The organism is Citrobacter sp. wls615 (genome assembly GCF_005281355.1).
GTDB lineage: Bacteria > Pseudomonadota > Gammaproteobacteria > Enterobacterales > Enterobacteriaceae > Citrobacter > Citrobacter werkmanii.
In genome coordinates this window covers 65,410-86,030 of the sequence record NZ_SZXM01000007.1, presented here as the reverse complement: position 1 = coordinate 86,030, position 20,621 = coordinate 65,410, and the positions used below count along the sequence as shown (strand labels likewise).

General features: G+C 52.9%; 18 protein-coding genes. 9 read left to right on the top strand and 9 right to left on the bottom strand.

All coding sequences use genetic code 11. The features are described 5' to 3' along the window. Positions 1-69: 69 nt before the first annotated feature. The 4 genes from thyA to rppH all read right to left on the bottom strand — a co-directional run bounded on the left by thyA (position 70) and on the right by rppH (position 4,725). Positions 70-864 (bottom strand): thymidylate synthase, encoded by a 795-nt coding sequence (gene thyA, locus FDX04_RS03450; protein ID WP_003033990.1) that lies wholly within the window; start codon positions 862-864, stop codon positions 70-72. A gap of 6 nt (positions 865-870) precedes the next feature. Further along, on the bottom strand, positions 871-1,746 hold the full coding sequence (gene lgt, locus FDX04_RS03445; RefSeq protein ID WP_137361269.1) for a prolipoprotein diacylglyceryl transferase: 876 nt from the start codon (positions 1,744-1,746) through the stop codon (positions 871-873). 189 nt (positions 1,747-1,935) lie between these two features. After that, on the bottom strand, positions 1,936-4,182 hold the full coding sequence (gene ptsP / locus FDX04_RS03440) for a phosphoenolpyruvate--protein phosphotransferase (protein WP_042310784.1): 2,247 nt from the start codon (positions 4,180-4,182) through the stop codon (positions 1,936-1,938). Between the two features lie 12 nt (positions 4,183-4,194). Continuing rightward, entirely contained in the window at positions 4,195-4,725 is a 531-nt protein-coding gene (gene rppH, locus FDX04_RS03435) for an RNA pyrophosphohydrolase (RefSeq protein ID WP_042310785.1), read from the bottom strand. Between the two features lie 684 nt (positions 4,726-5,409). Here rppH and mutH point away from each other — a divergent pair. From mutH to FDX04_RS03415, 4 genes are all read left to right on the top strand, one after another. Further along, positions 5,410-6,105 carry a DNA mismatch repair endonuclease MutH gene (gene mutH / locus FDX04_RS03430; protein WP_137361270.1) on the top strand — a complete coding sequence of 232 codons (696 nt, stop codon included), beginning with the start codon at positions 5,410-5,412 and terminating at the stop codon, positions 6,103-6,105. A 75-nt stretch (positions 6,106-6,180) separates the two neighbouring features. Next, the gene (locus FDX04_RS03425) at positions 6,181-6,894 is read left to right on the top strand and encodes a TerC family protein (RefSeq protein WP_038633330.1); all 714 of its coding nucleotides are present in this window, start codon (positions 6,181-6,183) and stop codon (positions 6,892-6,894) included. Positions 6,895-7,039: 145 nt separating this feature from the next. Further along, complete coding sequence (ygdR, locus tag FDX04_RS03420; RefSeq protein ID WP_038633333.1) at positions 7,040-7,258, top strand: lipoprotein YgdR; 219 nt, start codon at positions 7,040-7,042, stop codon at positions 7,256-7,258. A 106-nt stretch (positions 7,259-7,364) separates the two neighbouring features. Continuing rightward, the gene (locus tag FDX04_RS03415) at positions 7,365-8,405 is read left to right on the top strand and encodes an NADP(H)-dependent aldo-keto reductase (protein ID WP_042310789.1); all 1,041 of its coding nucleotides are present in this window, start codon (positions 7,365-7,367) and stop codon (positions 8,403-8,405) included. Between the two features lie 84 nt (positions 8,406-8,489). Here the strand turns inward: FDX04_RS03415 and lplT are convergent, their stop codons facing one another. Further along, positions 8,490-9,683 carry a lysophospholipid transporter LplT gene (gene lplT, locus FDX04_RS03410; RefSeq protein WP_061382388.1) on the bottom strand — a complete coding sequence of 398 codons (1,194 nt, stop codon included), beginning with the start codon at positions 9,681-9,683 and terminating at the stop codon, positions 8,490-8,492. Continuing rightward, positions 9,676-11,835 carry a bifunctional acyl-ACP--phospholipid O-acyltransferase/long-chain-fatty-acid--ACP ligase gene (aas, locus tag FDX04_RS03405; RefSeq protein WP_137365309.1) on the bottom strand — a complete coding sequence of 720 codons (2,160 nt, stop codon included), beginning with the start codon at positions 11,833-11,835 and terminating at the stop codon, positions 9,676-9,678. The genes lplT and aas overlap by 8 nt, the downstream gene beginning before the upstream one ends. A 596-nt stretch (positions 11,836-12,431) precedes the next feature. Here aas and galR point away from each other — a divergent pair. Together galR and FDX04_RS03390 are read left to right on the top strand one after the other, a co-directional pair. Beyond that, on the top strand, positions 12,432-13,460 hold the full coding sequence (gene galR, locus FDX04_RS03395; protein WP_137370437.1) for an HTH-type transcriptional regulator GalR: 1,029 nt from the start codon (positions 12,432-12,434) through the stop codon (positions 13,458-13,460). A gap of 13 nt (positions 13,461-13,473) precedes the next feature. Beyond that, on the top strand, positions 13,474-14,484 hold the full coding sequence (locus FDX04_RS03390) for a LacI family DNA-binding transcriptional regulator (RefSeq protein WP_042310796.1): 1,011 nt from the start codon (positions 13,474-13,476) through the stop codon (positions 14,482-14,484). Positions 14,485-14,528: 44 nt separating this feature from the next. Here FDX04_RS03390 and lysA read toward each other — a convergent pair whose 3' ends face one another. After that, positions 14,529-15,785: a diaminopimelate decarboxylase gene (gene lysA, locus FDX04_RS03385; RefSeq protein ID WP_137361275.1), complete on the bottom strand. Its 1,257-nt coding sequence runs from the start codon at positions 15,783-15,785 to the stop codon at positions 14,529-14,531. A gap of 118 nt (positions 15,786-15,903) precedes the next feature. Between lysA and FDX04_RS03380 the strand changes: the two genes are divergently transcribed. Beyond that, positions 15,904-16,839 (top strand): LysR family transcriptional regulator, encoded by a 936-nt coding sequence (locus FDX04_RS03380; protein ID WP_137361276.1) that lies wholly within the window; start codon positions 15,904-15,906, stop codon positions 16,837-16,839. On the opposite strand, the gene FDX04_RS03375 is transcribed toward FDX04_RS03380, so the two are convergent. Next, positions 16,811-17,518 (bottom strand): aspartate/glutamate racemase, encoded by a 708-nt coding sequence (locus FDX04_RS03375; RefSeq protein WP_137361277.1) that lies wholly within the window; start codon positions 17,516-17,518, stop codon positions 16,811-16,813. The genes FDX04_RS03380 and FDX04_RS03375 overlap by 29 nt on opposite strands. Before the next feature lie 141 nt (positions 17,519-17,659). On the opposite strand from FDX04_RS03375, the gene FDX04_RS03370 reads away from it, so the two are divergent. Both FDX04_RS03370 and FDX04_RS03365 read left to right on the top strand, forming a co-directional pair. Continuing rightward, the gene (locus tag FDX04_RS03370; protein ID WP_137361278.1) at positions 17,660-17,986 is read left to right on the top strand and encodes a cupin domain-containing protein; all 327 of its coding nucleotides are present in this window, start codon (positions 17,660-17,662) and stop codon (positions 17,984-17,986) included. 197 nt (positions 17,987-18,183) lie between these two features. Further along, complete coding sequence (locus FDX04_RS03365) at positions 18,184-19,071, top strand: Rpn family recombination-promoting nuclease/putative transposase (protein WP_137361279.1); 888 nt, start codon at positions 18,184-18,186, stop codon at positions 19,069-19,071. A gap of 55 nt (positions 19,072-19,126) precedes the next feature. Here FDX04_RS03365 and araE read toward each other — a convergent pair whose 3' ends face one another. Next, positions 19,127-20,545 carry an arabinose-proton symporter AraE gene (gene araE / locus FDX04_RS03360; RefSeq protein ID WP_042310805.1) on the bottom strand — a complete coding sequence of 473 codons (1,419 nt, stop codon included), beginning with the start codon at positions 20,543-20,545 and terminating at the stop codon, positions 19,127-19,129. Between the last annotated feature and the right edge of the window lie 76 nt (positions 20,546-20,621).

The window sequence follows — 20,621 nt, the reverse complement described above, 5'->3', positions numbered from 1 at the left end:
AGCTGGGGGTTTTCTGTGCACAAAAAAACCGACGCGCGAAGGCGTCGGTTGTGACAGCATCAAGCCCGGTTAGATAGCTACTGGCGCTTTAATACCTGGATGTGGATCGTAGCCTTCAATTTCGAAATCTTCGAAACGATAATCAAAGATAGATTCAGGCTTACGTTTGATGACCAGCTTCGGCAACGCGCGCGGTTCGCGGCTAAGCTGCAGATGCGTTTGATCCATATGATTGCTGTACAGGTGCGTGTCGCCGCCGGTCCAGACAAAATCGCCCACTTCAAGGTCGCACTGCTGCGCCATCATGTGTACCAGTAAGGCGTAGCTGGCAATGTTGAACGGCAGACCGAGGAACACATCACATGAACGTTGATACAGCTGGCAAGAGAGCTTGCCATCCGCCACATAGAACTGGAAGAAAGCATGGCACGGCGCCAGCGCCATCTTATCCAGCTCACCAACGTTCCATGCCGAAACGATGATGCGGCGAGAATCCGGGTCATTTTTCAGCTGGTTTAGCACCGTGGTGATCTGGTCAATATGGCGACCGTCCGGCGTTGGCCACGCGCGCCACTGTTTGCCATAAACCGGGCCTAAATTACCGTTTTCATCCGCCCATTCATCCCAGATTGAGACATTGTTTTCATGCAGGTAGGCAACGTTAGTGTCACCCTGCAAAAACCACAGCAGCTCATGAATGATCGAGCGTAAATGGCAGCGTTTAGTCGTAACCAGCGGGAACCCTTCCTGCAGATTAAAACGCATCTGATGGCCAAAAATGGAAAGCGTTCCGGTTCCGGTACGGTCGTTTTTCTGTGTGCCTTCATCCAGCACTTTTTGCATCAGTTCTAAATACTGTTTCATGGTTCCTCAGGAAACGTGTTGCTGTGGGCTACGGCGGTACGCCCAAACCATCATAATAATGCCTGCGACAATCATCGGGATAGAGAGGATCTGTCCCATGCTGATGTACTGCACCCAGGTGCCGGTAAACTGTGCATCCGGCTGGCGGAAGAATTCAACGATAATACGAAACGCGCCATAACCAATCAGGAACAGACCGGACACCGAGCCCATCGGGCGCGGTTTACGGATGTACAGATTAAGAATGATAAACAGTACAACCCCTTCCAGCGCCATCTCATAAAGCTGAGATGCGTGACGCGGCAGCGAGCCGTAGGTATCAAAAATAGACTGCCACTGCGGGTTGCTTTGCAGCAGTAAAATATCTTCGGTACGGGAACCCGGGAATAGCATGGCATACTTGAAATTCGGGTCGACGCGTCCCCACAGTTCACCGTTGATAAAGTTGCCCAGACGCCCTGCTCCCAGACCAAACGGGATCAGCGGAGCGATGAAATCAGAAACCTGGAAGAACGAACGCTTGGTGCGTCTGGCGAAGATAATCATCACCAGAATCACACCGATAAGCCCGCCGTGGAAGGACATGCCGCCATCCCAAACGCGGAACAGATACAGCGGATTATCGAGGAACAATGGGAAGTTATAGAACAGTACGTAACCAATACGCCCACCGAGGAAAACCCCGAGGAAGCCTGCATACAGTAAGTTTTCTACTTCATTTTTAGTCCAGCCACTACCCGGCCGATTAGCACGGCGCGTCGCCAGCCACATCGCGAAAATAAAACCCACCAAATACATCAAGCCGTACCAGTGAAGCGCGACGGGTCCGATTGAGAAAATGACCGGATCGAAATCCGGAAAATGCAGATAGCTACTGGTCATCTGTCACCACAAGTTCTTGTTATTTCGCTGAAGTCAGACAGCAATTGATAAGCGCGCCTGCATAATGCAGGCGCTCCAAAGGTGCGAATGATAGCACAAGGGGATCGCAGCGGATGCCGGGAAGATGTAAAAGATCTGTATAGGTAATCTTTACCCCCATAATGCCTGATAGCGTTACGCTTATCAGGCCTACAATCCCCCGCGAATCAATCCCCCCATGCCACGGCGCTCCATAAAGGCCGCCACCTGATGGCGTACTTCTGCCGCCATCTGCGCTTCCAGGCTGCGCTGGGCCAGCGTTTGCGCCTCGCCAAAATCAATATGGCGCAGCAGATATTTCACGCGGGCCACGGATCGACCGTTCATTGACAAATGACGGAAACCCAGGCCGACCAGAATGGCCACGCACATCGGGTCACCCGCCATTTCACCGCATAAGCGCAAGTCGATACCGCTTCTTTCAGCTTCCTGCGCAATCATCGCCAGCGCACGTAGCATCCCCGGATGCAGGCTGTCATAAATGCTGGCCACCCGCGTATTGTTACGATCGACGGCCAGAATGTATTGGGTAAGATCGTTGGTTCCGACCGAGATAAAGTCTATCCGGTTAGCCAGATGCGGCAGCATAAACACCATCGACGGAACTTCCAGCATGATGCCGATGCGCGGTTTCGGGATTGCGTAACCGATCATCTCTTCCACTTCGCGTCCGGCGCGTTCAATCAGGCGTCGCGCTTCGTCCACTTCATCAATACTGGTCACCATCGGCAGCAAAATGCTCAGGTTACCGGTTGCCGCGTTCGCACGCAGCATGGCGCGGACCTGGATCAAAAAGATCTCCGGCTGATCGAGCGTTATGCGGATCCCTCGCCAGCCAAGGCATGGGTTTTCTTCACTGATCGGCATATAGGGCAGCTGTTTATCGGCCCCGACATCCAGCGTCCGCAGAGTCACTGGCTTGTCGTTAAACATTTGCAGCATCCCTTGATACTGCGCAACCTGTTCTTCTTCCGAAGGAAAACCGCTTTGCAGCATGAAAGGAATTTCTGTGCGATACAGACCAATGCCATCGATCCGACTGCCCAGCTTCTCTTCATGTTCCGGGCTGAGACCCGCATTGAGCATCACCTTCACGCGCTCGCCGCTTTTTAACTGCGCAGGCTGATTGACGTCATCTTCCGCCAGGCGGCTCAGCTCAATCTCTTCGCTGATAAGACGCTGGTATTCCTGGACCAATACCGGTTCCGGATCGACCAGAACTTCGCCTCGATAACCATCCACCACCAGCGTTCGCCGGTGTAGCACTGACGGCTGGATATCTGCCCCCATGACGGTAGGAATACCCAGCGCACGCACCATAATTGCCGCATGAGAGTTGGCTGCACCGTCCCGGACAACCACGCCGACTAACCGGTCCTGGGGAAGTTCCGCCAGCGTGGTCGCGGAAAGCTCATCCGCCACCAGCACAAAACGTTCCGGCCAGGCATTCGGTCCCTGGATCGAGTCGTCAAGATGAAATAGCAGACGCTGGCCCAGCGCGCGTAAATCTCCGGCCCGCTCTTTGAGGTAGTTATCGCTCAGCGCGGCAAACTGTTCGGCAAATTTTTCGATGATCGTTTTAACGGCCCACTCAGCCACCGAGCCGTTATCCACTTCCGCAAACAGTTCGCGGCGCAGACGGGTATCGGAAAGCAGGTGCGAGTAGAGATCAAAGATCGCCGCCGTTTCTTTCTGCGCCCCGGCGGTAAAACGCTTGCTGTAACGGCGGAATTCGTTCGCCGCTTCTTCCAGCGCGCCGGTCAGCCGCTCACGTTCGAGCACGGGATCCAGCGTTGAAGCCTGATAAACCTGCTCCATCAGCGGTAGCGTCGCATCCTGCCAGCCTTCGGCAATGGCTACACCGGGAGCAGCAGGCAATGCACGGATACGCGTTTGCCGATATTGGCCGAACAACGCATTCAGTTGCGACTGGGAAAGTATGGCCGCCATTTGCGTGGCGAGCGTCACCAGGAAAGACTCTTCGCTTTCGTCGTACTGACGTAATTCACGCTGCTGCACCACCAGCACACCCAAGAGCTGACGACGCTGAATAATCGGTACGCCTAAGAACGCACGAAAGCGCTCTTCTTTTACCGAAGGGATGTATTTAAAGCTGGGATGTTTTTGCGCATCGGCGAGGTTGATAGGTTCCGCCAGCCTGCCAACCAGGCCAACGATACCTTCATCAAACGCGAGTGCGACAGTGCGACCACGGGGTTTTTTCAGACCCCGTGTCGCCATGAGGTAATAACAACGTCGGTCGTGATCGGCCAGATAGACCGAGCAGACCTCTGTATCCATCGCAAGACAGATGTCGGTAACCAGTATATTAAGCGCCTCATTAAGACGCGGAGCACTGGCCACCTTTTCGACTATTTCGCGCAGGCGGGTGAGCATAATTTGCGTAGCTTAACCTCTTTTACGTCTGTATGCAGGTGCGCTTTGCGGTTTAGGAGTGGCCTCCTGAAGCGCCATAACAACACTTGCGAATTCTTTCATCACCCTGCGATAGACATCGCGTTTAAATGACACCACCTGTCGAACCGGATACCAGTAACTCACCCAGCGCCAGCCGTCGAACTCAGGTGTACTGCTGGTTTGCATATTGATTTCAGCATCACTGCTGACCAATTGCAGAAGAAACCATTTTTGTTTCTGGCCGATACAAACCGGCTTTGTGTCCCAACGCACCAAACGTTTCGGTAACTTGTAACGCAACCAGTTACGAGTAGAAGCAAGTATCCGTACATCTTTACGGCTGAGACCCACTTCTTCAAAGAGTTCCCGGTACATCGCCTGCTCTGCTGTCTCTCCTGCGTTTATCCCACCTTGAGGGAATTGCCAGGAGTGCTGACCAAATCGCCGGGCCCACATGACCTGCCCCTGGCGGTTACAAATTACTATCCCTACATTCGGGCGGTAGCCATCGTCATCAATCACCGGACTACCTCAATATAAACCTTATATACAAATGATTGTTTCACACTACTGAGAGGCGGTAAACCACTCTGTTAAGGGTGCGATATTCTAATAACAATTGAATAACTCACAGCGAAGGCCCGAGTTATAAACAGAAGAAGAGCATTCAGGGCGATTTTATTCACCTTTTCTGTGGATATAGTTGTGAAGAAGTACGGAATTACTATGGGAAAACCCAGAACAGTCCGAATAAGACATTCGTCACATATAAAAAATAGTCTTCTTTATTCATTAAGTTAAAAACGATCTCCACCAACGGATACACATAAATGTGATGTGTATCACGCGCACGATCTTCAGGCTGATGAAAGATCGACCAGCGTTGGTTTTATCCACAGATTATGCCAATAAGTTAGGCACAATTTGTGTAAAAATTCGATTTTCGTCGCACGTCAAGGCTGTAAATTGAAACAGTAGTGGGGGTTTTTCACAGTTATCCCATCTTTCTGTGGATAACATGGTGTAAGATCCTGTTCATTGTCAGTGACCAGAATTGGAAAACCTACATTGCTGTTGCGCAACAACGCGCGCGTGAATATAAAAACCAATATAAATCAAATAATTGAATAAAGCATGTGGAAAAAGATAAACTCTGTCCACACGGTATAAAATCATTGCTCATTTTTTCACCTAAGGGTTAACCCGATGCCAGAACTCCATCCGTTACTTTCTCCACCTAACTCTGAAGCCCAATTGCTGGCTCAGGCGCGGCAGCTTGCGGGCTACACGTTGGGAGAATTGGCGACTATGGCGGGACTCGTCACACCCAAGGATCTCAAGCGTGATAAAGGCTGGATTGGTGTCCTGCTGGAGATTTGGCTGGGCGCCAGCGCAGGCAGCAAGCCGGAGCAGGATTTTGCGGCGCTGGGCGTAGAGCTGAAAACGATCCCTGTGGATAGTCTTGGCAGACCGCTGGAAACCACCTTCGTGTGCGTGGCGCCGTTAACTGGCAATACTGGCGTCACCTGGGAAACCAGCCATGTGCGGCACAAACTTAAACGCGTACTGTGGATCCCGGTAGAGGGTGAACGCAGCATTCCACTGGCTGAACGTCGCGTCGGCTCGCCCTTGCTCTGGAGCCCGAACGACGAAGAAGAGCAGCAATTACGGCTGGACTGGGAAGAACTAATGGACATGATTGTACTAGGCCACGTCGAACGCATCACCGCTCGCCATGGGGAAGTGTTACAGCTGCGTCCCAAAGCCGCCAATGCCCGGGCGCTGACCGAAGCGATTGGCGCCAATGGCGAACCCATCCTGACCCTGCCACGCGGATTTTATCTGAAAAAGAACTTCACGCGCGCATTGCTTGAGCGGCATTTCTTATTCCAGCCTCAATAAGCACTGCCCGGCCTTTCACCTGCCGCGTTACGGGCCTATAATTACCGCTTCTTTTTTTTGGCAGGACTTTGCTCGATGTTATTTGCATGGATAACCGATCCTAACGCCTGGCTTGCGCTCGGTACGCTGACGCTGCTGGAGATCGTTCTTGGGATCGACAATATTATTTTCCTCTCTCTGGTTGTAGCCAAACTTCCGACAGCACAACGCAATCATGCCCGACGTATTGGGCTGGCGGCAGCAATGATTATGCGTCTGGCGTTGCTGGCCTCTATCGCCTGGGTCACGCGACTGACAAACCCGTTGTTCGAGGTGTTTGGCGAGGCGATATCCGCGCGTGATCTAATCCTTCTGCTCGGCGGGTTGTTCCTGATCTGGAAAGCCAGCAAAGAGATCCACGAATCCATTGAAGGTGAGGAAGAGGGACTGAAAACCCGCGTCTCTTCGTTCCTGGGCGCGATTGTGCAGATCATGTTGTTAGACATTATCTTCAGTCTGGATTCCGTGATTACAGCGGTAGGCTTGTCTGACCATCTGTTTATCATGATGGCGGCGGTGGTGATTGCCGTAGGCGTGATGATGTTTGCTGCTCGCCCAATTGGTGAGTTTGTCGATCGTCACCCTTCAGTGAAAATGCTGGCGCTCTCTTTCCTGATTCTGGTCGGTTTTACGCTGATTCTGGAAAGTTTCGACGTCCACGTTCCGAAAGGATACATCTATTTCGCCATGTTCTTCTCTATCGCGGTAGAGACTCTGAATCTGTGGCGCAATAAAAAAAATCCGCTCTGATGAAATCTGTCGCTCCCCGCAAGGGGAGCGAATACCGCGCCGTACCTACCTCTTCTCACAGTTTAAGATTTTACTGCTTTCGTCATGCATAACTTCACGTTATTACTAAACTATTGTCAGACGCAGGCCATGAGAGGATAAGCAGATGAAAAAATGGGCAGTTTTAATTTCCGCCGTAGGACTGGCTTTTGTAGTTTCTGGATGCAGCAGCGATTATGTAATGGCGACAAAAGATGGTCGAATGATCCTGACCGACGGAAAACCAGAAATTGATGACGATACCGGTCTGGTGAGCTACCACGATCAGCAAGGCAACGCGATGCAGATCAACCGTGACGATGTGTCTCAAATCATTGAACGCTGATGGTTGAGGTCAGCAACAGGCTGGCCTTAACAATTTTACTTCCCTTTTTCCCTTCCCTCAGCCATTTTTATAATCCTTATGTTGTGATTATAAAAAGGAAACGGCTATGCAATATCACCGTATACCCCACAGCTCGCTGGAAGTCAGTACACTGGGGCTGGGCACAATGACGTTTGGTGAACAAAACAGCGAAGCCGACGCCCATGCACAGCTCGATTATGCCGTGGCGCAAGGCATAAATTTGATCGACGTTGCCGAGATGTATCCGGTACCACCGCGTCCTGAAACCCAGGGGCTCACCGAAACTTATGTGGGCAACTGGCTCGCCAAACATGGTAGCCGCGAAAAGCTAATCGTGGCGTCGAAGGTCAGTGGACCATCACGTAACAACGACAGCGGCATTCGACCGAATCAGGCGCTGGACCGTAAAAATATCCGTGAAGCGCTGCACGACAGCCTGAAAAGACTGCAAACCGATTACCTGGATCTGTATCAGGTTCACTGGCCGCAGCGTCCCACCAACTGCTTTGGTAAGTTAGGCTACAGCTGGACGGACTCCGCGCCGGTCGTCTCCCTGCTGGACACGCTGGACGCGCTGGCTGAATTTCAGCGCGCGGGGAAAATTCGCTATATCGGCGTTTCCAATGAAACCGCATTTGGCGTGATGCGTTATCTGCATCTGGCGGACAAACACGATCTGCCGCGCATCGCCACTATCCAGAATCCCTACAGCCTGCTGAACCGTAGCTATGAGGTTGGGCTGGCAGAAGTCAGCCAGTACGAAGGGGTTGAACTGCTGGCCTATTCTTGCCTGGGCTTCGGTACGCTCACCGGTAAGTATCTGAATGGAGCAAAACCTGCCGGCGCGCGCAATACGTTGTTTAGCCGTTTCACGCGCTACAGCGGTGAGCAAACGCAAAAGGCCGTTGCAGCCTATGTGGATATCGCGAAACGCCATAATCTGGATCCTGCGCAGATGGCGCTGGCATTCGTGCGTCGTCAGCCGTTTGTCGCCAGTACCCTGCTGGGAGCAACGACGATGGAGCAGTTAAAAACCAACGTGGAAAGCCTGCATCTGGAGTTGAGCGAAGAGGTTCTGGCCGAGATTGAAGCGGTGCATCAGGTGTATACCTATCCTGCGCCATAGCGGTTAGTGCCTGATGGCGCTACGCTTATCAGGCCTACAGACAGCGTTACCTGTAGGCCGGATAAGGCAACTACACGTAACAGACTAATGGCGGCGCTGCCAAATCCATAGCGCCGCAATCGCCAGCGCAAACAGCGCGCCAAACCCTATACCAATTGCTACCGCCGGGATCCCTACCAGCACTGCCAGCGAGTATATACCCAGCATCAGCAGCATCGCGCTGTTTTCACCCAGGTTTTGCACCGCAATCGCATTACCCGCACCGACGCTTTTCTTGCCCCGCTCCTGCAACAACGCATTCAGCGGCACCACAAAGAACCCGCCTGACACACCGATAAGCATCAGCAACGCGTAGGCCGGAAGCAGCGCATGTTGCAGCGAGAAGATCAGCACCACGACGCCAATCAGGATCCCCGCAGGCATACAGCGCGACACGGTTTCCAGTGTCACCAGCTTCGCCGCCGCACCCGCGCCGACCACAATCCCGATTGCCACCATGGCATTCAGGTAAGTCGGCGTGGCGTTATCAGTGATGCCCAGCGCCACCGGCACCCACAGCACCAACAGAAAACGCAGCGTGACGCCAGCGCCCCAAAAGAGGCTGGTTCCTACCAATGAGAAACGCGTTTCACCGTTACGCCACAGCGAAGTGGCCGCACAGAAAAAACTGCGGGTCATTTTCCCCAAATGCCAGGACTGGCCAGGGCGAGCCGCGGCCAGCCTGGGGATAAACAGGTTAGCCACCACGGCGCCCGCATAGGCCAGCGCACAGGCAGAAAGCGCAGCAATCACGTGCCAGTCGGCCAGCACGCCGCCTGCCACAGAACCGAGCAAAATCGCGGCAATGGTGGAGGCTTCCATCAGGCCGTTAGCTTTCACCAGTTTGTCGCCAGTGGTCAGTTCACCGAGAATGCCATACTTGGCTGGTGAATACGCCGCCGCGCCGATCCCCACCAGCGTATAGCCGAGAAATGGATTCACGCCGAAACAAATACTCGCCGCGCCCAGCAGCTTCATGCCATTAGCGAACATCATCACCCGGCCTTTGGCAAAGCTGTCTGCCACCTGCCCGACAAAGGGCGCAAACAGGATGTAAGCGCCCACAAACACCATTTGCAGGATCGGCTGACTCCAGTCCGGATAAAATTGTTCCTTAAGCAAAGCCAGCGTCGCGAACAGTAAGGCGTTATCGCCAAACGCCGACAGGAACTGCGCGGCGATAACGGACATCATCCCTTTGGACCAGATAGAAGTGTTAGTGTGCACTGACTCACTCATGTTGTTTTTCCGGCTCATCGACCCAGCTTTTCAGCGTAACAAAATCCGGCTTACCGCTGCCGAGTAGTGGGAGTTGTTTCAGATGGCGAATATCACGCGGCACGGCAAGTTCAGGCACGCCGTGCGTTCGCGCATACTGCTGCAGTTTTTCGCGCGTCAGTTCACTGTCGGTGGTGAACAGCACCAGCGCCTCGCCTTTGCTGGCATCACTTTTGATCGCCGTGGCGTGCATTTTGTCTGCAGATACCGCCAGCGCCAGTTGCTCAACCATTTCCAGCGAGACCATCTCTCCGGCAATTTTAGCAAAACGCTTGGCGCGTCCCTGGATCTGCACAAAGCCGTTTTCATCAAAACGCACGATGTCTCCGGTGTCATACCAGCCGTGCTCAATCTCACCCTGTGCATTTTCTGCCGTCGGCACTTCCAGCACGCCGGGTTTTTCGACACGCAAATAGCCGCTCATAATATTAGGGCCCTTCAGCTGTAAACGCCCTCCGTCCTCAATGCCAGGAACTGCTAACAGTCGGGCATCCATACCGGGTAAGATGCGCCCTACCGTTCCTGATTTCGCAGCCATCGGTACGTTGATCGACACCACCGGCGCACATTCCGTCACGCCATAGCCTTCAAGGACGCGCAGACCAAATTTCTCCTGCCACAGCTGTTTTGTGGTGTCTTGCAGTTTTTCCGCTCCCGCCACCACATAGCGCAGACGGTGAAAATCATAGGGATGCGCGAAACGAGCATAGTTGCCAAGGAACGTTGACGTACCAAACAGTACGGTGCAGTTCCGGTCGTAGACCAGTTCCGGCACAATGCGGTAATGCAGCGGGCTGGGATAAAGAAACACTTCTGCGCCGGTCAGCAGCGGCGTGAATAATCCCACCGTCAGACCAAAGGAGTGGAATAGCGGCAACGCAGACATAAAGCGGTCGTCGGCGGTGAAATCAGCGATGGTTTTAATCTGCTCGACGTTCGCCAGAATGCTCTTGTGGCTGTGTACCACACCTTTAGGATGACCTTCCGAGCCAGAGGTAAAGAGGATCACCGCAGCCTCTTCCGGCTGCTGTTTCACCTGCGCCAGATGCGGCGCCAGCAGATGCGAGAAAATCCACAGCTTATCGCTAAACGTCACATCGGCTTTCAGATCTTCCAGGTAAACCCAGCGCACCTGGGTGAGCTGTTCCGGTAAATGCCAAAGTTTGCCTTTATCGAGAAACTGTCGGGAAGTGAAGATAGTTTTGACTTCTGAAGCAGTAATGGCGCTGGTTAGCCCTTTTACACCTGCTGTATAGTTCATCATCGCCGGAATACGTCGACGCGCAATAGCGCCAAAAATGACCGCCGCGCTGATCCCCGCGTTTGGCAGCATCAGGCCAATTTTTTCACCCTCGGCGGTATATTTTTCCAGGATACGGGCCACAAACAGCGTCTTAGTCAGCAGTTTACGGTAGCTGTCCGGCGTAAAGTTAACATCTTCAATGCAGTTTTTGCCTGCGCCAAAGCGATATTTCGCCGCCAGCAGAGATTCGTAAAGCGTTTCACGCGGACGTACCGCCATGCGCGCTTCCATCATAATTTGATGCAGCATTTCACCCGCGATTTTGCGGCGATCGCGAGCACGCGGCGCTTCCGGCATCGGCATGTGGGTCGGCGGCAGGATGTGCAAGCGAATACGCGGGAAGAATCGCTGTTTAACCAGACCTTTCAGGCGACTAAAGCGTGACAACTCCGCGCCTTCGATGCGCACAGGAACCACCGTGGCCCCTGACTTTGCCGCGACAAACCCGGCGCCGTCATAGATTTTCATCAATGAACCGGTGGTCGAAATACGCCCTTCCGGGAAAATAACCACCGGACGCCCCTGCTCGACCAGGCGAACCAGATGTTTAATCGACATCGGTTTGGTCGGGTCTAACGGCACGAAATCAATCAGCGGAGTCAGCCAGCGCATGTACCATTGCTGACTAATAGAGGTGTAAACAGCAAAAACGGGGCGGATCGGTAAAAAAAGCGCCAGCAGGATGCCGTCGATAAATGAGACATGGTTGGGAGTAATTAGAACGCGTTCTCCCTGTAGCGCGCTGATATCGCCCGTGACGCGAACGCGGAAAAGCACGCGAAACAGATTACGAAAAAAGCCGAATAGCATCTCAACTCCCTGTGCCATTAATTACATAAACATTAATGGTGGGAGAGTATACGAGTTGGAGAGTGGGCGCGACAGGTACTGGTGAATACAAGCCGAAAAAAAACCTGCGCATCCGCGCAGGTCGGTGCAAGAGACAGGTACGAAGTGCGTACCGAATAATCTCACCAATCAATACCTCTGGGATCTTGATTGTGGTCGTCAGCAGCCAGATACGCCAGTGCGAAAACGCAAAGGAATGAACCCAAATGCAACGAGTTGTGTAAATTATCGGTTACTGTTACAGATAGGCCGAAGACAAAAAAAAACCTGCGCATCTGCGCAGGCTGGTGTAATTCTAGTGATCAACCCGAAAGTTGATTTCACCTATCAATACCTCTGGGATCCCAACTCTAGCAATCTGCTCAGTGCCCTCACCAGCGAACAATCGCAACAGCACATCGCAAAGTGTAAGTAAAAATTAGCGTTTTCTATTTTTTGTCTTACTTCGCTCGTGCGCGCTCACATTTGCGACGTCCTGACAGGCAATCTGCTTGAACAGCCAGCCATTTTCCGTAACACTGACACAATGTAAGCGTTTACCCACAACAGGTACTATCATGGCGACCATAAAGGATGTAGCCCGACTAGCTGGTGTATCAGTCGCCACCGTTTCTCGAGTGATTAATGACTCCCCCAAAGCCAGCGTAGCATCGCGTCTGGCCGTAACGAGTGCAATGGAATCACTCAGCTACCACCCCAACGCCAACGCGCGTGCGCTGGCGCAACAATCTACCGAAACCATCGGACTGGTGGTTGGTGATGTGTCAGATCCATTTTTTGGGGCAATGGTTAAAGCTGTCGAGCAGGTGGCCTATAACACCGGTAATTTTTTACTGATCGGCAACGGCTACCATAATGAACAGAAGGAACGTCAGGCGATTGAACAGCTCATTCGCCACCGCTGCGCTGCGCTTGTTGTCCACGCCAAAATCATCCCGGATGCAGACCTGGCTTCATTAATGAAGCAAATCCCCGGCATGGTATTGATCAACCGAATTCTGCCGGGATTCGAACAACGCTGTGTTGCCCTCGATGACCGCTTCGGCGCGTGGTTGGCTACCCGACACCTTATTCAGCAGGGCCATACGCGTATCGGTTATCTGTGCTCCAATCACACCATTTCAGATGCGGAGGATCGCCTGCAAGGCTATTACGATGCGCTGACGGAGAGCAATATACCGATTAACGATCGGCTGGTGACCTTTGGCGAGCCGGATGAGAGCGGCGGTGAGCAGGCCATGACCGAGTTGCTTGGACGTGGCAAAAACTTCACGGCAGTAGCCTGCTATAACGACTCCATGGCGGCTGGCGCGATGGGCGTGTTAAATGATAACGGCATTGATGTACCGGGCGAAATTTCCCTGATCGGCTTCGATGATGTGCTGGTTTCCCGCTATGTGCGTCCACGTTTGACCACGGTACGCTATCCGATAGTGACGATGGCAACCCAGGCCGCTGAACTGGCGCTGGCGCTGGCGGAAAAGCGACCCACGCCTGAAATCACCCACGTATTTAACCCAACTCTGGTGCGCCGCCATTCCGTTTCGACGCTGACAGAGCCGGGCAATTCTTCGTCAAACGATTAACCAGGATAGCGTCATGACTACGATGTTGGACGTTTCACGACACGCTGGCGTCTCAAAAGCGACCGTTTCGCGCGTGCTGAATGGTACGGGTCAGGTAAAAGAGAGTACGCGCCAGAAAGTGTTTAAGGCCATGCAGGCACTTGATTATCGACCCAATTTTTTAGCGCGCTCTTTGGCGAACCGTACCAGCAACAGCATTGGCCTGGTGGTTTCCACGTTTGATGGATTCTACTTTGGACGCCTGCTGCAACAGGCTTCGCGCCAGACGGAATCTCACGGTAAGCAGTTGATCGTCACCGACGGCCACGACACGCCGGAGCGTGAACAGGAAGCCGTGCAAATGCTGGCCGACAGGCAGTGTGATGCCATTATTCTCTATACCCGTTATATGAGTGAACAGGCGATTATGTCGCTAATGAACAGCATTGCTATGCCGTTGCTGGTCATTAACCGTGATGTCAGTCAGGCCCGCGATCGCGCGATTTTCTTTGAACAGGAAGAAGCCGCGTTCCAGGCGGTCAATTATCTGATCTCCCAGGGGCATAACGATATTGCCTGCATCACCGTGCCGGGCCATACCCCTACCGGTAAATCACGTTTGATGGGATATCGTAAGGCGCTGGAAAAAAACGGTATTCCCTGGGATCCCGACAAGGTCAAATACGGCGACTCCACAATGACGCGAGGCTATGAAGCCTGCCGTGAACTGCTGGAGGAAGGGGTGACATTCAGCGCCCTGTTCGCCTGTAACGATGACATGGCATTAGGTGCATCAAAAGCGTTGCATCAGGCTGGCCTGAAAATCCCAACGGACGTCTCGCTGTTTGGTTTTGATGATGCGCCCAGCGCCAAATGGCTGGAACCGGGGCTTTCTACAGTTTATCTGCCGATTGACGCCATGATAACAACGGCAATTGACCAGGCTATCCGTCTGGCCAACGGTGAGAGCGTAGAGCCGATCCCACCGTTTACCGGCAAACTGGTGTTGCGGGAATCGGTGACAACGGGGCCGTATTACGAATAGTGCAGGATGGCGCAAGCGCCATCCTGCGTTTCACAACGCTATATTCAGATTAACTCCAGCGCCAGTAGCTCATCAATCGTCTGGCGACGACGGATCAGTCGCGCCACACCATTATCAAACAACACCTCCGGCAGCAGCGGACGGCTATTGTAATTTGACGACATTGACGCGCCGTACGCCCCGGTATCGTGCAGCACCAGATAATCCCCCGGCACTACCGCTGGCAACAGACGGGTTTCCACATTTCCGCCTTCCTGCTGGGTAAAGACGTCGCCGGACTCACACAGCGGCCCGGCCACTACGGTTTCTATTTGCGCGGCTTGCTCCAGAGAACGGCCATCTCCCGCCAGTGCAGAGATATGGTGATAGCTACCGTACATCGCCGGGCGCATCAAATCGTTGAAGCCTGCGTCAATCAGCACAAAGTGACGGCTGCCCATCGCTTTTACGCTGCGCACCTGCGCCACCAGCACGCCAGCTTCCGCGACCAGAAAACGGCCCGGTTCGATCTCCAGTTTGACAGCGTGACCCAGATGACGCGCAATTTGATCGCGCGCGGCGTTCCATAACCCAAAGTAATGATCGGTATCGATCGCCTCTTCGCCCTCACGATACGGGATCGACAGCCCGCCGCCCGCGGAGATCGCCTCCAGATCCTGACCAAACTCGACAACCTGACGCACCATCGCGCCGCATACCTGTTCCAGATGGCCGTAGTCCACGCCGGATCCAATATGCATATGAATACCCACCAGCTTCAACTGATAGCGCTGGATCACTTCCAGCGCCGCCGGAAGATCGCTGTACCAGATACCGTGCTTGCTGTTCTCGCCGCCGGTGTTGGTTTTTTGACTGTGTCCATGACCAAAACCAGGATTCACGCGCAGCCACACGCGATGGCCCGGCGAAAGCTGACCCAGTTGTTCCAGCATATCCACCGATCCAGCATTTACCGGAATGCTCAATTCATGCACCCGGGCGAGCGTCGCGTCATCGATCATATCGGCGGTAAAGACTATCTCATCTTTTCCCGGCTCAAAGCCCGCCGCCAGCGCGCGTTCAATTTCGCCCAGCGAGACGGAATCGACCTTCACGCCCTGCTCGCGCATCAGGCGCAGAATATGAATATTTGAGCATGCCTTCTGGGCAAAACGCACCACGTCAAACTGGCTCAGTTTGGCAATCTGCGCGCGGATAATCTGTGCATCATACACCCACACCGGACAGCCAAATTCAGCGGGCAGGCGTAGCAGGTTGGCGGCGGTGAGATCGGTATCAGTGCTGTTGAGTGGGCGTGGCATGATGTGCTCCGGTATTGGCTTTTTTATGATTACGCCACAGGCCAGAAAGAATAAAAAATATCGTTTTATCGTGAGTCTATGCAAAAATGATATGGCTTACATCATTCGAGGATTACTCATGCCCGCCGTTAACCTGCGCCATATTGAAATTTTTCATGCCATCATGACCGCAGGTAATCTGACGGAAGCCGCGCGGATGCTACATACCTCGCAGCCGACCGTCAGTCGGGAACTGGCCCGATTCGAGAAAGTGCTGGGATTAACGTTGTTCGAACGCTCACGAGGCAGGCTGCATCCGACCGTGCAAGGGTTACGTCTGTTTGAAGAGGTACAACGTTCCTGGTATGGTCTGGACAGGATTGTGAGCGCCGCCGAAAGTCTGCGCGAATTTCGTCAGGGCGAATTATCGATTGTCTGCCTGCCGGTATTCTCGCAGTCTTTTTTACCACCGTTGCTGCAGCCATTCCTCACACGCTACCCGCAGGTCAATATTCAGATAGTGCCGCAAGAGTCACCGTTGCTGGAAGAGTGGCTGTCGGCGCAGCGCCACGATCTGGGGATCACAGAAACCCTGCATACTCCCGCCGGCACTAAACGTACAGAATTGCTGGCGCTGGATGAAGTATGCGTGCTGCCACAGGGACATCCGCTGGCCGAGAAATCCGTGCTCACCCCCCAGGATTTTCAGGGCGAAAACTACATCAGCCTGTCGCGGACCGACAGTTACCGTCAGCTTCTGGATACCCTGTTTAATGAGCATCAGGTGAAACGTCGCATGGTAATAGAAACCCATAGCGCCGCTTCAATTTGTGCAATGGTGCGGGCAGGCGTAGGGATCTCGGTGGTCAATCCCTTAACGGCGCTGGATTACGCCAGTAGCGGGATCGTTATCCGCCGCTTCAGTATTTCGGTACCGTTTACGGTCAGCCTGATTCACCCGCTTCATCGCCCCGCCTCGGCGTTGGTCGATGCTTTTACTGCGCATCTGCAAACCCATCTCCCGAGGCTTATCGATCCGCTGAACGCTATTTTGCATCCACAGACGAAAGCATAAACTCCACCGCATCTTGCGCATGGATAGCCGCAGTGTCGAAAACCGGTAGTGGGCTTAGCTCGGCTGGCACCAACAGACCAATCTCAGTACAGCCAAAAATTACCCCTTGCGCGCCCTGCTTAGCCAGTTGAGCAATCACACTGAGATAATAATCACGGGAAGTTTCATTGAATTCGCCGAGGCACAGCTCATCGAAAATAATCTGGTTTATTTTTTGCCGGTCGTTAACGTCAGGAATAAGTGTACTAATGCCAAATTCAGCCTGTAAGCGCCCACGGTAAAAATCCTGCTCCATGGTGTAGCGCGTACCCAGCAGCGCCACGTTGCTCATCTGCTGCTTTTGTATCGCGCGGCCAGTGGCATCAGCAATATGCAGGAACGGTACATCACAGGCGGTTGCAATCGCCTCAGCAACCTTGTGCATCGTGTTGGTACACAACATGATTCCCTCAGCACCCGCCTCCTGTAGCCCTCTGGCGGCCTGCGCGAGGATCTGCCCGGCTCGCAGCCAGTCGCCGCTGGACTGACAGGCTTCAATCTCATGAAAATCTACGCTGTGCAACAGAATCTGTGCTGAATGCAGGCCACCCAGACGCTGCTTCACCCCTTCATTAATGAGTCGATAATAAGGAATGGTGGATTCCCAGCTCATACCGCCTAACAGACCGATCGTCTTCATCGCTTCCCCTCATTCGTTGTTATCTCTCCAGTGAACCAAAGATGTGATCAACTTTCCACATTTGTTGGTGTGCATTTCTTTTTATACTTTGCTGGTATAAATTTAATGAAACAATGTTTCATTAACTTACAGGAATGCCGGATGTTTATTTTTCATAAAGAGACCACGCTTGAAGATCTGGGCAATGGCGTTACCCGTCGCATTCTGGCTCACGACGGTAAAATGATGGCGGTTGAGGTGAACTTCGAGCAGGGCGCGATTGGTCCGCTGCACAACCACCCGCATGAGCAGCTGACTTACGTTTTATCCGGCGAGTTTGAATTTACAATTGGGGAAGAAAAGCATGTCGTTTCCGCAGGCGACACCCTGTATAAACAGCCCAACATTATGCATGGCTGCGTCTGCTTAAAACCGGGAACATTACTCGATACGTTCACCCCGGTGCGCGACGATTTTCTGCACGGGTAATTTCGCTGTTTTCAAGCCGTGCTACTGAACGGTTTGAGGACACGCTAAAATGCGTACTCAGTTCCCTAAAAATGAATACGTTACAAGGTGGGGGTATTTTCCTTCGATACCAGCTCGCATAAGCATTAATCACCCGATGCGCCTCGCCATGTGGGCGATTACTGTCACGTTAACTTAATTAACGGTGACGGATCGCCATGACAAAAATGACAACGGCCACTCCACATGACGCAGTCTTCAAACAGTTCTTGTACCATCCCGATACTGCAAGAGATTTTCTGGATATCTATCTTCCATCAACCTTGCGGGAGCTATGTGATCTGCAAACATTAAAACTGGAATCAGGCAGTTTTATTGAGGATATCCTGCGAGCCAGCTACTCCGACGTGCTGTGGTCATTAAAAACAAACGAAGGCGATGGGTATATCTATGTTGTTATCGAGCATCAGAGTTCGCCCGACGCTCACATGGCATTTCGGCTAATGCGCTACGCCATGGCTGCAATGCAACGCCATCTGGATGCTGGCCATAAAACATTACCTTTGATGATACCGATGCTGTTTTATCATGGCGCTCTCAGCCCCTACCCCTTTTCACTCTGCTGGCTGGATGAGTTTGACGATCCCGCATTGGCACGACAGCTGTACTCAGCAACATTTCCGCTGGTAGATATCACCGTAATACCCGATGACGAAATTATGCAACATCGCCGTATAGCACTGCTGGAATTGATGCAAAAACATATCCGCAAGCGTGATTTAATGGGATTAGTGGAACAACTGGTCTCGTTGCTGGCTACGGGATACGCTAATGACAGCCAGCTCAAAACGCTATTTAATTACATGATGCAGTTTGGAAATACGCCTCACGTTGATAAATTTATCCGTGAGGTTGCCTATCGGGTACCACAGCAAAAGGAACGTCTGATGACTATTGCGGAAGTGTTGCGACAAGAAGCTAAACAACAAGAGGCGTTACGCATTGCCCAGATGATGTTAGCGAATGGTATTAGTCATGAAATTATACTAAAGATAACCGGGCTGTCTGCTAAGGACCTCCTCGCCAGACAGGCATCTCCGCATTGAAACAGGTAGCAATGGGAGCCCGATAATGAGTTGATCTATCGGGCTCCCTGCTCACTTACACCCCAATATTTCTTAACTTCTCACCCGACATCAGCTTGCGCTCGATGTGTTCCAGCGTGACGTTTTTGGTTTCTGGGATAAGCCAGAATGTAATGCCGATAAAAGCGACGTTCAACGCGGTATACAGCCAGAACGTACCCGCCGCGCCAATGCTGTCGAGCAGCGTCAGGAACGTGGCGCCAATGATCATGTTCGACACCCAGTTGGTGGTGGTCGAGCAGGTAATACCAAAATCACGGCATTTCAGCGGTTGAATTTCCGAACACAGGATCCACACCACCGGCGCGGCGCTCATCGCGTAACCTGCAATGCACATCATGGTCATACCGACTGACAACCAGGAAAGGCCACTGGAAGCCGTGCCGTTATCAAACTGCATCAGGCAATAGCCGAGTACCAGCGTCCCAATGGCCATCACGCTGAAACCAATTTTAAGCGCCGGTTTACGCCCCGCTTTGTCAACCGTGAAAACGGCAATAAAGGTGGCGAACATGAACGTTAAGCCAACCACCAGCGTGGCAATCATCTGCTGTTCGGTGGTGGTAAAGCCCGCCATTTTAAAAATGCGCGGCGCGTAGTACATGATGATATTCATCCCGGTGAACTGCTGCATCGCCTGCAACAACATTCCGAGGAAAACCGCGCGACGCACGTTACGGTTAATTTTAAATAGCGCCCAGCCGCCCTGCTTCAGCTTCAGGCTTTCACGGATTTCGTTCAGCTCATCGCGGGCTTTTTCTGACGTATCGCGCAGCATACGCAATACTTCTTCAGCTTCGATATGGCGACCTTTTTCCGCCAGCCAGCGCGGACTGTTCGGCAGGAAAACCACCAGGATAATCAGTAACACCGCCGGGAGCGCCAGCACCCCCAGCATCGCGCGCCAGTTACCGCTGTAGCTGAATGCCGTATCTGATAAGAAGGCCAGCACAATGCCCAGCGTAACCATCAGCTGGTACATACTGATCATCTTACCGCGCACATTCTCACTGGCCATTTCTGAGAGATACAGCGGCGCGGTGTAAGACGCGATACCCACCGCAACGCCCAGCACCACGCGGGCAAAAATGAGCATTTCAACGCTGGATGCCAACGCCGATCCCAGAGAGCCGACGACAAAAAGGATCGCGCCCGCCATCAGACTGTATTTACGTCCCAGGCGGAATGACAGCCAACCATTAAACAGTGCGCCAATTGCCGCACCCAGCATCATGCTGCTCACCACCCACTCCTGCAGGCGGCTGGTCAGGACAAAGTGATCGGTAATGAAAGGCAACGCGCCCGCTATCACGCCAATATCCAGGCCGAATAACAATCCTGCGACAGCCGCAGAGATAGAGACAAACATATTCATACGTCGCGTATCGCGCACAGGGCGCGGCGCTAAAGCAGCATCATTATTTATTGAGACCATTTTTTCCTGCCAGATACAGAGTAAACCATGTCCCTGAAAGTAAGGGATCCCTTACATGAAGCGTCAGGCGGGAAAC